Below are 14,377 nucleotides of genomic sequence, written 5' to 3'. Positions count from 1 at the left end.
CTCTTTTATGTTTACTGGCCGCCAGCCCTTTCACACGCAGCGGCGGTAAACAAAACGTCGGTTGAGCTATTGAGTGCGGTTTCAGCAGAGTCTTGCAATACGCCAACAATAAAGCCCACCGCGACCACCTGCATAGCCACTTCATTAGGTATATTAAACAGGCTACAGGCAAGCGGAATAAGCAGCAGCGAACCACCTGCTACGCCTGAACTTCCGCATGCCGATACTGCTGCGATAACGCTTAACAGCACAGCGGTGGGAAAGTCTACGGAAATATCTAAAGTATTAACCGCAGCTAGCGTTAACACGGTGATTGTGATCGCAGCCCCAGCCATATTGATGGTCGCGCCTAACGGGATAGATACCGAATAGGTGTCCTCATCAAGCTTTAAGCGTTTGCATAGCGCCATGTTTACCGGAATATTCGCCGCAGAACTACGGGTGAAAAATGCCGTAATGCCACTTTCTTTTAAACATTTAAACACCAAAGGGTACGGATTCTTTTTCGTTGCCAAAAATACCAACAACGGATTAGTTACAAGGGCGATAAATAGCATTGCGCCAATGAGTACCGTTAATAAATGGGAATAGCCAAGCAATACTTCAAAGCCCGTTGTGGCAATGGTATTGGCTACCAAGCCGAAAATACCGAAGGGCGCGAGTTTGATAACAAAACCCACTACGGTTGTTACACTATCTGCCATGTTTTGAAGTAGCGCTTTCGTTGCGTCACTAGCATGACGAAGACCTAAACCTAGACCTACAGCCCAAGTCAGAATGCCAATATAGTTTCCGTTTACTAGCGCATTTACCGGGTTATCTACCATGTTGTAAAGCAACGTGGAAAGGACTTCAGAGACCCCTTTCGGTGCAGATTGGCTAATGTCTGAGGTTACTAAGCTTAAACTTGTAGGAAATGCAAAACTTGCCAACACGGCGGTAAGCGCGGCCACTAGTGTGCCTATAAGGTAAAGCACAAGCACCGGTTTTATAAAAGTTTGTTCGTTTTGCTTATGGTTGGCTATAGACGCCATGACTAAAACGAAAACCAAAAGCGGCGCGATGGCTTTAAGAGCTTTTACAAATAAGTTACCCAACAGCCCTGCTGATTGGGCAGCCGATGGTGAAAAACTCGCTATCGCGATACCACATACGATACCAATGATAATTTGCAGTACCAAACTGCCATTCATATAGCGCTGAAACAGGCTTGGGCGAGACGTCGAATCCATAAATGTTGGTCCATTATTATTTTGATGACGCGCCATGATACCAGTCCACATAGATAATTACCCACTCAGCGAGAGTTAAAATGTTCGTAATCGCGGCGTGTTACCGCAGGTATAGTGGTTCTACATCAAGGTAACACAACAAAGAGTACGAACATTTTAAACTCGCCCTTCGGGAAGGTCTGGCAAGCTTCCTAGCTGCATTCTGGGATTTGAAAGGGAACAGCCATTCCTGCATTCCCACGCTTTGCTAGGAAACTTGCCAGCGCCTTCTGAGAGGGTAATTATCTATGTGGACTGGTATAGAGTATAACCCCAGACAAATGAACCTGTTTGGTCTTAGTTACTCGCAAATTACCGTATGCTTACCGTTTATAAGGGCTTACATGCCTTCGAGTATCTTTTGCGCATAAGACGTCCACTCGTAAATAGGGAGGATGACGAATCGCTTCACTTTACATGATGTTCCATATCTATTTTTGATAAAGATAAAGCATCATAACACCATAATTTTGATAGTATTTACGTGAAATGACTATAATTAAATATAATACTCTCCTAAAAAATGATGCTCAACTGCGACACTTTTCTTCTGCGATATATCTCACCAACCGTACCTACAATTGAGAGGTTGAAAAAATGCATAAAGGTCAGTCTGTTAGGAATTATTTACAACGCCCAATAAAACTTAATCGATTAAGTAAATATTGCAGTCAAGGTGAATAACTTACGTATAACTGTTGCCTTATACCTTCAAAATTAGCATCACCTCTAACTCTAAAAAATCACCAAACCCTAAATTACCTCTAATTATCATATAGATGAAAAACCAAAAACAATACTTGGCATACCACATGCTGAATGTGAGATAGATAGACCGAGGATGACTATCTTTCTTAATCGTAAATACAGGACTGTTTATATGACTTTTAAAAAAACGTTTTTGACTTGTTCAACGACCTTAGCAATTGGCATAGGTCTGCTAGGATCAGCACATGCTGCGCCATCGGAAAATCCGAGAAAACAGATGAGCTACCCAGCGTGGGGCGACTATACTGACGCTTGGACCCGAGATGATGCAGCAAAGATTGAGTTAAAAGAGGATAACACCTTACCTCTTTTAGAAGAGATGCCAGTAGATATTGTTACTGACGAAGTTTGGATTTGGGACACTTGGCCGATGACAAACTTAGACTCTAGAACCGTTAATTATAAAGGTTATAAAGTTATATTCTCGCTAACTGCTGACAGAGATTTAGATTTTCCACAGCGTCATTGGACCGCTGAGATTGGTTACTCGATTTCACGCGATGAAAAAAGCTGGGACTACCAAGGTGATGTTTTCCCCGAAGACGTTGATACGCCGGGACTAAGAGAATGGGCAGGCTCGACTATCCTTGTTGGTAACAAGGTCTACTTTTACTACACGGCCTCGGGTAGCGAAGGCGCTGGACCGAATGATGCTGAATATTTTACCCAAAAGCTCGTTGTGGCTAGTGCAACCATCTCTGCAGATTCAAACGGCATTTCTTTTAGCGACTGGAGCGAGCACGAAATAATCGCTGAGGCGGATGGCGAAATGTATCAAACGCTTGAGCAATCAAAAGCTGGCCCCATCATCTATGGCTTCAGAGACCCGTGGGTATTTAAAAACCCGCAGGACGGTCAAGTCTATATGTTGTTTGAAGGCAATAGTCCAGGTGAAGAAGTTGCTTGCGGTACAACCGATGGCGTAACTAATCCCGTTAACCCTGGTCCTTATGGCGCTAATCCAGCGGCAGCGAACGACAGTTCACTTCCAGTAAGCCCACAGGCGAAATATTATAACGGTAATATAGGTCTTGCCGTTGCTAATGAAGATAGTATGACGGAGTTTGAGCTTCTTCCGCCCATCTTGCATGCTAACTGTACTAACCAACAGCTAGAACGCCCCCACGCAACGTTCTCTGGCGGACTCGTATACCTATGGACTATCAGCCATAAATTTACCTTTTCCCCTGCGCTTCAAGATGCTGGTGTAGATGGGCTATACGGCTTTGTTGGGCCGTCAATTCGCAGTGACTATATTCCACTAAATGGAAGTGGTTTAGTGTTGGCAAATCCGCCTGAAAACAATGAACAAGCTTACTCTTGGTACATGATGCCAGGTGGCTTTGTTGAAGCCTTCTTAGACAATGTCCAGGGTGAGTTTGCTGGTACGCTAACGCCTACGGTTAAGATGGTGACAAAACAACAAACGAAAACTACTTTCGTTCACACTTTTGACGATGCCTTCATTCCATAAACAAACATTTAAGTAATTGCTTTTTTAAAGCAAATAGTGTTGAAACGGGTAAGCGCTTCGCTTACCCGTTTTTATGAGATGAACAAAGCTTTAAGCAAAAAGTAACTTCTATTGCTGGCTGTCGGCTGCGCCACTACCCCACCGCATAAGGCTTTTCTAGTGCACTTAAGCCCACACCGTTGCGTTTAATTACTCTAAGCTGAGTAGGAATACGCTCTTTCATGGCTTCAATATGACTTATCACGCCAATCATTTTTCCGCTGGCATTTAAGTTATCTAGCGCATCAAGGGCCACGTCTAAAGTTTCAGCATCCAGAGTGCCAAAGCCTTCATCCAAAAACAGCGAATCGATACTGGTTTTGTGACTAACCAGGTCTGATAAAGCTAAAGCCAGCGCAAGACTCACTAAGAAACTTTCTCCGCCAGACAAGGTTTTAGTATCTCGCACTACGTCACCTTGCCAAGTGTCTAGTACACTTAAACCTAACCCTTCGTTTTCCTTTCGAATTAGCTGATAGCGACCGTGTAATTTATCAAGCTGCTGATTAGCTAGCTGCACTAAGTTGTCCAAAGTAAGCCCTTGGGCAAAACGTCTGAATTTGTCGCCGCTTGCCGAACCAATCAGTGAGTGCAGGTAAGTAATATCGTCGTAGTAGGCTTCGAACTGGGCCATCTCGTTTACAAGCTGCTGCTGTTTTTTTCGTGCTTGGTTATTGGCGCTTAGCTGCTGTTCAATTTGCCCTAAAGAAGATAATAGCGTGTCACGCTGCTGAGCTTGCTGGGCAATTTTCGTATCGAGCCACTGTGCACCGTGTTCCTGTAAATCGCGCAGCCACTGCTCTGCATGGTCACGCGCTGTAAGCGACTGCTGTGTTGTCAGCGCGTTTTCTAATTTAAGGTCAGCCTGTTGTTTTTGCTCAGTTAATCGCTTTTGCAGCTCAAGAAGCCTAGTTCGGTTTTCTTCGTCTAAAAGGGCATGGCTGAACGCGTGTTCGTCGGTAAAGGGGCTTTCTGCCAACTTACGATTAAAGTACTCAGTTGCTTCTGTAAGTGCCTGCTCTTTTTCGCGCATTTGCTCGTCAAGTTGAGCAATTTCTGCTTCTACGCGAGACAAGATGGTCTGAGTTTGTTGCAAGCGAGATTTGCATTCACTCAGGTTTCGCTCAGCCTTTTCTTGGGCGGCGTTTGCCTTATTCCTTGTTTCAGCAATATTGCCTTCAGGGAATATGGTTAAACGCGAATCACGCAGTGCCTTTAGGCTGCTATCTAACTGCGAGAGTTCTTGGGATACGCCTTTCAGCTGGTTGTCGGCACTTTCGATATCGCGATTGAGTACAAGCAAGGTGCTATCCACTTCTTGTAGCTCGCTTTTAAGTTTGCCGTGCAGCTGATCATTTTGTTTATAAGTTTTGAGGGCTTCGACTTTTTCGGCTAACCATTTAGCAATTCCATCGATAGACATATTACGAATTTCAGCACCGTATGCCGTCATCGTCTTGCTGAGCGCCTCAATACTATCGTTAACAATGTTAGTTTTACTCTCTAACTCTGCATTGCGTTCGGTGATTTGTTTTTCCAATGTTTCACGCTGCTGCATTGTAACCGCAAGTTCTGACTGTTTGGCTTGTAGCGCGTGTTGCGCTTCATTTTTACTCTGAATTGCGGCATTAAGGGCTTGCTCGCATTCTTCTATGCGGGTTAACTGGGCGCCAATGTCATCAAGCCGTTTTTTAAACTGTTCGGTAAATTGAGCGACGCTTTGCAATGTATCAATGTCGACCTGTTGGAAGCTCGGTATATCAGCGCACATTGCATGTAAAATCTGCTGCCACGTTGCTAACAACGCCTCTCGTTGCGCAATGGCTTGATCTAGCTGCTTATTAGTCTGAGCAAGGGTAAATTCGGTGTGTGTAACGCTTTCTTTTGCTCGCGCCCCCTGTAGCTCAATATTATCTAGCTGTTGTTTTAAGCTATCTCGCTTTTGAATAGTTTCAGGTACATCAATAACCACGCTAGACGTGGTGTGCTCGTTAGCCCCACACACAGGGCATGGTTCGCCACTTTTTAGCTGAGCACGAAGATGGGCCACTTCAGCATCTAGGGCGATAAGCGCCTCAATGTCTTTTAAATCACCGCGGGTTTGTTTGTAAGCATCAACCAAGGCTTGGCGGTCAGATTGCTGCTGCTGTAACTGTTTCGCTAAGTCTTCCTTCTGTGCACTCAGCGATACCTTATCTTCACCCAGTGCTAAATATTGCTGTTGAACGTGTCCCGCTTGCACTAGGTTGTCCCAGTGGCGAAGTTTATTATCGCGCTCTTGCTGAAGACCCATTTTGCTATTAGCGCTGGCCTTACTGGGATCAGATAGCGCGTCAGCCAATAAAGCATGAAGTGCCTTTTCGCACTTGGCAACTTGCGCGTTTTTGGTATCGAAGGTCTGAGTTAAGGTGTTTAAGGTTTCATTGTTTTTTGCGATAGCTTCATCTTGGGATGAAAGCGCCTGACGATCATTCTTTACGCTTTGTGTCAGTGCATCTAATTGCTTCTGATCTTGTTCAATATAACGGGCCGTTTCACTCCAGCCGCTGATAAACTCAGCCATACCGCTCAGTGAATGGTGTTCATTTAAGTAGGCTTCCAATGCTTCGAGTTTTGTCTTGTTATCTGCCGAGGCATTTTCAATTTCTGTGCGCTTTAGTGTTAGCGCGTTTATTGAGCCCGTTAAATTCGCGACATGTTCGTTTGCCTTTTGTTGAGCGGCAGTGTTCTGCGCGATTTCGTTATCCAGCGGAACAACCTGCTCGTTTATGCGCTTCTCAAGCTCACTACTTTGCTGCTTTACTTGAAGTAGCGCTTGTTCAGCTTTACTCACTTCCGAACTGAGCTGTGCTTTTTGCGTTTTTAAATCGGGAAGCTGAGTTGTCTTTTCACCAAGCTTTTCTTTGTACCGTGTTACATCTTGCTGAAGCCCGTTTCTCTGCAAGAACGGCAGACGAAGTTTTTCAGCGGGCTCACTTTGGGTTAAAAGATCAAGTTCTTGCTTTGCCTCATTGATGGCGTTATTCGCGGCCTGCTGTGCTTCACTGGCTGCTTTAATGGCTAGCTCGTTGGCGCTAAATGCATGTTCCCACTGCTGCTGCTTTTGCAGTTCCGCAAGTGTTTGGTTAAACGCTGCGACTTGGCCTTTGGTTTCGGCTTGCTCTTCTTCAAGCTGGATAATTTGCTCGTCGCTTAGCAAAGTTACGCCTTCTAACTTTATCGCGAATTCTTTCTTCTTTTGTTTAGCATCGCTAAATTGCTGATGCACTACCTGTGATATTTGCCCGTAAATTTCGGTGCCAGTTAACTCTTCAAGCAGCTCGGCTCGGTCGGCCTCGTTAGCATTTAAAAATGCAGCAAAATCCCCTTGCGACAGCATCATAGACTTAGTAAAGCGGGCAAAATTAAGGCCGGTCAGCTTCTCTATCTCTTCACTTTTCGGTCTAACCTGGGTAGCCAGTACCTTGCCGCTTCCCACTTCAGCTAGCTCAACATCGGCACTTTGCAGGTTACCGTCTACTTTACCTCTAGCGCGGCGCATACTCCAAAACGCGCGGTAGGCTTTACCCTTAATATCAAACTCAACTTCCGCCAAACACTCCGCCGTGCCGCGGGTCATGATGTCGTTGTTAGACGTTGAAATTGGCCCCAGGCGAGGGGTTTGGTGATAAAGCGCTAAACAAATGGCATCAAGTAGCGTGGTTTTACCCGCCCCCGTTGGGCCTGTGATAGCAAACAGGCCATTGTCGATAAACGGCGACTGGGTGAAATCTATCTTCCATTCCCCTTTTAGGGCGTTTAGGTTTTTAAGGCGTAAGGTCAATATTCTCATCGTATTATTCGCCTTTTCCTTTGTGGTCTCGCTTATCTGCACTGACTTGACCTTGCTCAGACTCGCTCGCGCTTACAGATGAGACGTCGCTTTCATTTTGAGATGAGACTTTATTGCTGGTATAGCCTTCAGTCTTTGCTTTCGATGTCTCACCTGACACATCAGCATCTTCGTCATTGGTATTTACACGCTCTACCGCTTCATTGAACATCAGTCTAATCCGGTCTATGCGCGAAGTGTTTTCCTTTGAGTCAGCAACATCTGTGACATCGTCGCTTTCTACTACTCCCGGCAGTAATTCTTCGGTCTTTTCGCTGCTTGGATTCTCTTCTATGGTCTCTAATGCCAAACGCGCTTCAAACACCTCATTTACCGACAGCTCGCTTAGCTGCACGTTTTGTTTTTCTGTTAAGCTCTTTACCGTGCGCTTGCGCTTGCGTTTTAATTGCAAAATTTCAGCATTTTTCCCCTCTAATAGGCCCTGAATACGCTGCTGCAAATCAGTTAAATAGTCTTCTGTTTCAACCTCAATGCACAGCCATACGGGGGGCTGAACGGAATTATTTGCGTCATCATCGGTGAGAGACGCTACAGCAATGGCTTCGCTTTTATTGATAACTTCCTCAATCGTCTTTAAGTCGCCTTTTATCACTTCCATAGCCTGGAAGCGGGGTACTGGAAGCGTAGAAAGGGTTGGTGTTGTACTTTCAGAATCAAACGATACTAGCACCACTTGTTTTTGCGTGTTCAGTTCATCAAAACTTAGCGGTATGGGCGAGCCTGAATAGCGAATATGCTCTGTTTTCGCCACTTTTTGTGGCCTGTGAATATGCCCAAGGGCTATGTAGTCAGCGGGTGGAAAACCTTTGGCGTCGAAGCCTTCAAGAGTGCCGATGTAAATATCACGCACACTTTCTGATTGACTCACGCCCAAGGCGGTTAAGTGCCCAGTGGCAATAATAGGAATGGCTGCGCTACGTTCACTGCCTTCTTTCCTTTGTTTTTCTTCTATTGAGGTGCGCAAGGATAAGGCCTCATTGTACAGCGACGCATAGTGCTGCTTTATTGCATCGCCAAGTGCCTGGCGCTTGTCGGTGGCGCTTTGCCCTGCCTCACTTATTAGAACGTCACGAGGGCGAATAAATGGTACCGCACACAGCACCGCACTGGGCTGGCCCTTGCGGTTATTAAGTGCAATCACTTGTTCACCTAATTCGCCATAGGTACTGGCTATCACATGACTATTTAAGTATTTCAGTAACGCCTTGCTTTCATTTAACACTGACACCGAGTCGTGATTTCCCCCCAGCACCACCAAGGTGCACTGCTTACCCTGTAGCTCGCCGATAAAAGCATGGTAGAGCTCTCTGGCATAGCTAGGCGGCGTGCCCGTGTCAAATACGTCCCCCGCGACAATGATCGCATCTATGTGATGCACATCTACTTGTTGAAGAAGCCACTTAAGAAAGGCAGCATGTTCGTTTTTACGACTTTTGGTAAAAAAACTCTGACCTAAGTGCCAGTCAGATGTATGCAATATTTTCATGTAGAAGTGAACCAGGCTTGTTGCATTGGAGATAGAGGTGCGCATTCAGTGCAATGCGGCTGTTGCCATGGTGTGTAAATGACGCTCTACACACCTTAAAGCAACTATAGAGATTTTGTGGTTTTATGACAATGGTTTGTATGCATTGTGCAATACGTGCAATATGCACAATAAGCAGTATTTAAGAATAACGTGAATGTCTGCAGGCTTAAATTTCTCACCTATGCATGGCATTTGTAAGGCTAAGCGATCATCAAACAGGCTGATAAATATTGTCCCAGTAATCGTCAAGTGTCTTAACAGCATCACTAAGCCCTCGAGCAATAAAAACATCGCCGCTTCGTTCAACTAAATCCATGTCCACCAATTTATCAATGGCATCGGTAACGTCGAAGTCGAGTGCACAATCGAGTTCTTCTAAAAAGTACGCTTCTATCACGCTATCAAGCGTCGCTAATGTCATTCCACCGGCAACAACTTCATGCTCTGCTTGAGCCGAACATAATGCAGCATCGCCTTCAGCGGAGACTTTGCTGCATCTAAGTAGAAAAGTGTAAGCCAACAAGGCTTCTTTGCAGTCCTCTTCTTCTGCGGCATCAATTAACGTATGAAACACGCCTGCGTTGTTGTCTAAATTTTTAAAATACAGATTGTCAGACAACGCTTTCATAAAGCGTATTTTTCGATTTTTAAATTTTGTCCATTCCTTAAAGACAAAGCTACCGAATACCCCCATGCCAATTCCAAAAGTAATGAGACTTTGCTTGGTCAGTTCCACCTCGTCGTCCTTAAAGCCCAGCCAAAACGCGAGAAATGACGCCATAAGTAGTAGCGACGCGCCTAATTTAGTGACTAACACAACGGTGCCGCCAATTGCAGCTGATGCACTAATAATTAACTTATCAAGCGGGCGCATTTTTACTTCGCTGTTGGGAAACAGCATTTCTAGGTCAGCTTTAGGTACGTTTTGAAAAAGCTTTACGATGGTTGAACCAGGTTTAAACGTTAATGGCTTTTGCCCTTTTTGTTTAAAGTAGGCTTCATCTTTAAAGGTGATATACACGGCTACTTTATCGTAATTAGTAAACGACACCTGCTTTTTGCGTAAACCGAAAAATGTTCGTACTGTTTCAGTTTTTACTGACTCACCTCGTCGATAAAACACCACATTCTCAAAATCGTCGAAACTAACAGCAAGGCGTACTTTAAACAGAGATTCTTCTTTAAGTGCAGCTTCTAAGTCTTCATCTGTGACTTTTTCAAAATTAGCGGCGTTTAATAAGTTTGCAAAACCATTCGCAAATGCTTTCTGATTTTGTTTACGCACAGCTTCGCTTGAGACGTGCAGGTCACGAGTATCTTTATTCGGGTCGAAATGACTGTAACTGTTTTTCAATGTTTCCAGTTGCTCGTGGTACTGGTAATGAATACGATTCACTAACAAGGTCGAAAAAGTACGAAAGCAGGCGGACTCTTGCGCAAGCAAATTTTCACACAACGTAGCGACGTCGCACTTGCGAAAAGGGATAAATCGTTCTAACGGCATGAATTGTTCTTATGAGTTTTTTTGCTTCTTATAGGGCACAGATAATCACTCTTGGAAAAGGAAAAAACAACCATTCCATGCTGAATTAAGCCCAATGGATGAGCCGTGATTACATATTTTATGAACAAACCACGTAACTTCGTAACACATAAAACGTAACACGTAAAACGCTCGACTTAGCTCATTAGGCTTATAAAAAAAATCGTCTTCGCTTACAATGCGCAGATGACTTATCCCGTTCCCGCTACACAGGTTGAAACCCTGTACGAAATTAAAAAAAGCAAATTCATTGCTTGCGCTGGCTTTGCTAATTCTCGCGAAAGTGCCATGGCGCTTTTAGACAGCGTTAAACAACAATACCCCGACGCCAGACACCATTGCTGGGCTTATGTCTTTGGGAATCCCAATTCGCCAACTAGTGCAGCAATGGCCGATGATGGCGAGCCTAGCGGTACAGCCGGTAAACCCATATTAAATGTACTCCAACACAAAGATATCGGCGATATTATGGTTATCGTTACACGATATTTTGGCGGCATAAAATTAGGGGCTGGCGGCCTTGTTAGGGCTTACTCCGCAGCTGCGCAGCAAGCTATCGATGCCCTTGAAGTACGAGAAGAAGTAAAGCTGGAAACAGTGTTGGTTAACCTTGATTTCAAACACGAACAGTTTGTAAGACACTTAGTTGAAGAGGCACAAGGTAATATCGCAAGCTGCGATTACACTAACAGCGTGGATATGCAAGTTGCACTTCCATTAGCTGCAATAGATGGTTTTAAAAAACAGATGGCGCCAATTGCCTATTCAATCTCACATTCAGACGATTAGACTTTAAAAAACCTCTACTCCACTTTTGCTCATACAGAAAAATAGAAGGCCTTCGCTTACACTGATGGCCTTCTAGATTACTTAGATAGTAATAAACAGACTTACTCTTTAAACGTACCGCGAATTGGATAATTGTTGTCGGGATTACGAATAAACTCCAGACCCGACACCAGCTGCTCTAAATCTGGACGCACAAATGGCGCGTTGGCAATTTCAGCAATATGAATCTTATTATTCTCGTTCAGTACAAATAGCGCTGGCTCCGAAAAGTTGTGGTCTGTTTCTTTCTCTGAACGGGGCTCGGAAATATACAAGCCTAAGGTTTTCATATCGCTCTGCGATAGACCACAGGCAATTGGAAATGTAATTGACAGTTCGTCTAAGTGTTCATCGAGCTGCTGCTTACTGTCACCGCTTATTGCAATGAGGTCTGTGTTGATCTCTCGAAGACGACCTTTGAAATCTTCGAGCTTATTTAAATATTTTGTACATATGGGGCAATGTTTGCCGCGAAACACGACTACCATTTTCCAGTCGCAGCCCTCTTCTTTGCTTGTAAGCGACACCGACTCTCCGGTAGAAAGCGTTACGTTGATGTCTGGAAACGTCGTTGTAGGGTGCATTTTTTGCGTATACATAAACAGTCCTTAATTATTGAATTGAATCCTTCAAAGTACATCCAACAAGCTTATTTGATGCAATGTACTTCTGCTGCACAAGGACTAATTGATACGAGGAAAAATTCATTCAGATCGCCTAACTGAACACTCGTTCAAAACTTCTTGTGTATTTTGCACAATAAGCGCGAAGTTTTGAAAGAGACAAAAAAAGCAGCTCCTTCGAGCTGCTTATATTTAACTGAACTATGTTTTTGTAGCGCGATTGTGTCGCTTACTCTACGTAGCCTTCATTGGCTTTCACGGTGAGTGGGTGATAGCCCGGTTTTGCCTCTTCAAAAGCGCGCTTAGCAAATGCCTTGCCTTCTGGCGTTTTTGATAGTTCGCGGTAAAGGGGTTTAACCAGCTTGTTTCGCCCTATCGACACCAAATAGCTATACAAACGCTCAAACGCAGGCTGATAGTTATTTTCTACTGCAATCATTAGCCAGCTATGGGCAATTTCGTTGTTTTTAGTAGAGGTGAGTGAAAACGCTGAATCTAGCTCTACAAGCTGTGCTTCACTGAGTGACTCAGGCATATTGTTTAAGAAGTACAGCCACTCGTGTACCGTCCATTGTCCTGTTTCAATATCAGCAGCCTTTATTCCACCAGACAACCAAGCGCTGCGGGTCTCATCGATTTTAGAAAATGCATCAGACTCAGGATGTGGTGCGCCCTCTGGAATACCAGGCTCAAAAATCCATGTGTGAATGCGTTCAGCGTCTAGCTCATTAGGATATTGTTTCAACAAGGTTTTATCTAAATAGGCAATAAAGGTATCGGTTGTGATGCTCTTAAAGGCAAAGTCTTTGAAGTATTGCATTAAAAACGCATCAAAATTTTCGCGCCCAATTTTTTGTTCAATTTCACGTAAGAATAGCGCGCCTTTTTCATAGGGAATATTAGAAAACACGTCGTCCGGATTACGACCGCGAAGGTCAATCGCAAGGATTTCGTCATTGTCATCTAGAGCCGCAACGTCGTTCTCTAAATCTTGATAACCTAATACTGCTTCTTTTTTAAAGCGGTCATGACCATAGATCATTTCCATAATGCGGTAGGTTAAATAGGTCGTGAAACCCTCGTTTAACCACAAATCGCGCCATGTAGCGTTAGTAACCGTATTTCCAGACCAGCTGTGTGCTAGTTCATGGGCAATTAGTGAAACCAAGCTTTTATCACCCGCAATAACCGTTGGCGTAATAAACGATAGTCGAGGGTTTTCCATACCGCCGAAGGGGAACGAAGGAGGCAGGATAAGCAGATCATAGCGATCCCACTGGTAAGGACCGTAGGTCGCTTCTGTTACTTCAAGCATTGCTTCAGTATCTTCGAATTCTTTCGCAGCACTTTCCAGTAGTGCTGGCTCAGCGTAGACCCCCGTGCGCTCACCCATAGCTTTAAACTCTAAATCACCTATCGCTAATGCAATAAGATAAGAGGGGATTGGCTGTGGCATAGTAAATTCGTATTCACCGTCACGTTCCGTCGTTGGGTCGTTTGATGCACTCATTACCGCCAACAAGGCTTCTGGTGTTTTAATGGTAGCGTCATACGTTACGCGAACTTGGGGCGAGTCTTGAAGCGGAACAAAGCTTCTAGCATGAACCGCTTGCGCTTGCGTGAATAAAAACGGATGCTTTTTACCTGCGGTTTGAGCTGGTGTTAACCACTGCACGCCCGAGGCCTCTGGTGAGGTCGAATACGCAACTGTTAATGAGTTGGCAGCGCTTGGTAAAGTAATAGAAAGAGGCGTCCCCAAATCAGGATCAGTCTCTCCCATATCAAAGGGAACATCCTCACCATCGACACTCACACGTTGAATATCTAACCCACGTGTATCTAATACCAATGTGTCGTTTTCAGGTTTTGCGCGTTCAATGTCTAACGTTACGCTACCAATTAGCTGCTTAGACTCAAAGTTTGCGGTGAGATCTAAACTTAGATGAGTAACTCGAACTTCGTTTGGGTTCGCAAAAGAGTGATAGTCTATGCCTGAAGCGATGGCTTCATCGGCATGTTTTTCTACTTGAGTATTTGCTGCTTGAGCGTTTGAACCCGATTCAACCTTAACGGCTTTATCTTTATCTGCCTTCGCTGTGTCTACATTCTGATTATCACTACACGCAAATAAAACAGGTGCACAAATAAATGTAGCCAGTAGTCCGTATTTTCTCATAGAGCTTCCTAAAGGATTATTGATACGGTAATAGTGTATCAAGCCCCATTACGGCTGGCGAATCAAATGCGAAGAGCGGTGTTGCACCTGCGCTATATTTCGAAAACGCTATAGTGAAAGAGCGCGATATTGCGCAAAAAGCATTGCAAGAAGTGATGCGTTAATTCAATAAAAGCTTGCCGTAAATGTTCTTATGTAAACTCACGCTTTGTTTTTAACAAGTGAACACGGTTAA

The 14,377-nt window shown here is 44.4% G+C and carries 8 protein-coding genes; 2 read left to right on the top strand and 6 right to left on the bottom strand.

Annotated features, from left to right (window positions below; genetic code table 11):
- Positions 1-11: 11 nt before the first annotated feature.
- Positions 12-1,232 (bottom strand): serine/threonine transporter SstT, encoded by a 1,221-nt coding sequence (gene sstT, locus ACM0P2_RS04280; protein ID WP_159118478.1) that lies wholly within the window; start codon positions 1,230-1,232, stop codon positions 12-14.
- Between the two features lie 919 nt (positions 1,233-2,151).
- Between sstT and ACM0P2_RS04275 the strand changes: the two genes are divergently transcribed.
- On the top strand, positions 2,152-3,513 hold the full coding sequence (locus ACM0P2_RS04275; RefSeq protein WP_419227357.1) for a glycoside hydrolase family 68 protein: 1,362 nt from the start codon (positions 2,152-2,154) through the stop codon (positions 3,511-3,513).
- A 133-nt stretch (positions 3,514-3,646) separates the two neighbouring features.
- Here the strand turns inward: ACM0P2_RS04275 and ACM0P2_RS04270 are convergent, their stop codons facing one another.
- From ACM0P2_RS04270 to ACM0P2_RS04260, 3 genes are all read right to left on the bottom strand, one after another.
- Positions 3,647-7,384 carry an AAA family ATPase gene (locus ACM0P2_RS04270; protein WP_419227356.1) on the bottom strand — a complete coding sequence of 1,246 codons (3,738 nt, stop codon included), beginning with the start codon at positions 7,382-7,384 and terminating at the stop codon, positions 3,647-3,649.
- Between the two features lie 4 nt (positions 7,385-7,388).
- Positions 7,389-8,930, bottom strand: coding sequence for an exonuclease subunit SbcD (gene sbcD / locus ACM0P2_RS04265; RefSeq protein WP_419227355.1), 1,542 nt, complete (start codon positions 8,928-8,930; stop codon positions 7,389-7,391).
- 253 nt (positions 8,931-9,183) lie between these two features.
- Positions 9,184-10,476: a TMEM143 family protein gene (locus ACM0P2_RS04260; RefSeq protein WP_159118467.1), complete on the bottom strand. Its 1,293-nt coding sequence runs from the start codon at positions 10,474-10,476 to the stop codon at positions 9,184-9,186.
- Between the two features lie 225 nt (positions 10,477-10,701).
- Here ACM0P2_RS04260 and ACM0P2_RS04255 point away from each other — a divergent pair, with 225 nt between their 5' ends.
- On the top strand, positions 10,702-11,304 hold the full coding sequence (locus tag ACM0P2_RS04255) for a YigZ family protein (protein WP_159118466.1): 603 nt from the start codon (positions 10,702-10,704) through the stop codon (positions 11,302-11,304).
- 101 nt (positions 11,305-11,405) lie between these two features.
- Here the strand turns inward: ACM0P2_RS04255 and ACM0P2_RS04250 are convergent, their stop codons facing one another.
- On the bottom strand, positions 11,406-11,942 hold the full coding sequence (locus ACM0P2_RS04250) for a redoxin domain-containing protein (RefSeq protein WP_159118465.1): 537 nt from the start codon (positions 11,940-11,942) through the stop codon (positions 11,406-11,408).
- Between the two features lie 253 nt (positions 11,943-12,195).
- Positions 12,196-14,142, bottom strand: a complete 1,947-nt coding sequence (locus ACM0P2_RS04245) for a M1 family metallopeptidase (RefSeq protein ID WP_419227354.1) — start codon at positions 14,140-14,142, stop codon at positions 12,196-12,198.
- Between the last annotated feature and the right edge of the window lie 235 nt (positions 14,143-14,377).

This window comes from Alteromonas sp. OM2203 (assembly GCF_048517045.1).
GTDB lineage: Bacteria > Pseudomonadota > Gammaproteobacteria > Enterobacterales > Alteromonadaceae > Alteromonas > Alteromonas gracilis.
The sequence above is the reverse complement of the archived record's forward strand: the minus strand, read 5'-3'. Positions and strand labels throughout refer to the sequence as shown.

What these genes read in the sequence shown, in the direction of transcription:
- sstT (WP_159118478.1), bottom strand. Translation starts at nt 1,232, where the DNA reads ATGGATTCGACGTCTCGCCCAAGCCTGTTTCAGCGCTATATGAATGGC.
- ACM0P2_RS04275 (WP_419227357.1), top strand. Translation starts at nt 2,152, where the DNA reads ATGACTTTTAAAAAAACGTTTTTGACTTGTTCAACGACCTTAGCAATT.
- ACM0P2_RS04270 (WP_419227356.1), bottom strand. Translation starts at nt 7,384, where the DNA reads ATGAGAATATTGACCTTACGCCTTAAAAACCTAAACGCCCTAAAAGGG.
- sbcD (WP_419227355.1), bottom strand. Translation starts at nt 8,930, where the DNA reads ATGAAAATATTGCATACATCTGACTGGCACTTAGGTCAGAGTTTTTTT.
- ACM0P2_RS04260 (WP_159118467.1), bottom strand. Translation starts at nt 10,476, where the DNA reads ATGCCGTTAGAACGATTTATCCCTTTTCGCAAGTGCGACGTCGCTACG.
- ACM0P2_RS04255 (WP_159118466.1), top strand. Translation starts at nt 10,702, where the DNA reads ATGACTTATCCCGTTCCCGCTACACAGGTTGAAACCCTGTACGAAATT.
- ACM0P2_RS04250 (WP_159118465.1), bottom strand. Translation starts at nt 11,942, where the DNA reads ATGTATACGCAAAAAATGCACCCTACAACGACGTTTCCAGACATCAAC.
- ACM0P2_RS04245 (WP_419227354.1), bottom strand. Translation starts at nt 14,142, where the DNA reads ATGAGAAAATACGGACTACTGGCTACATTTATTTGTGCACCTGTTTTA.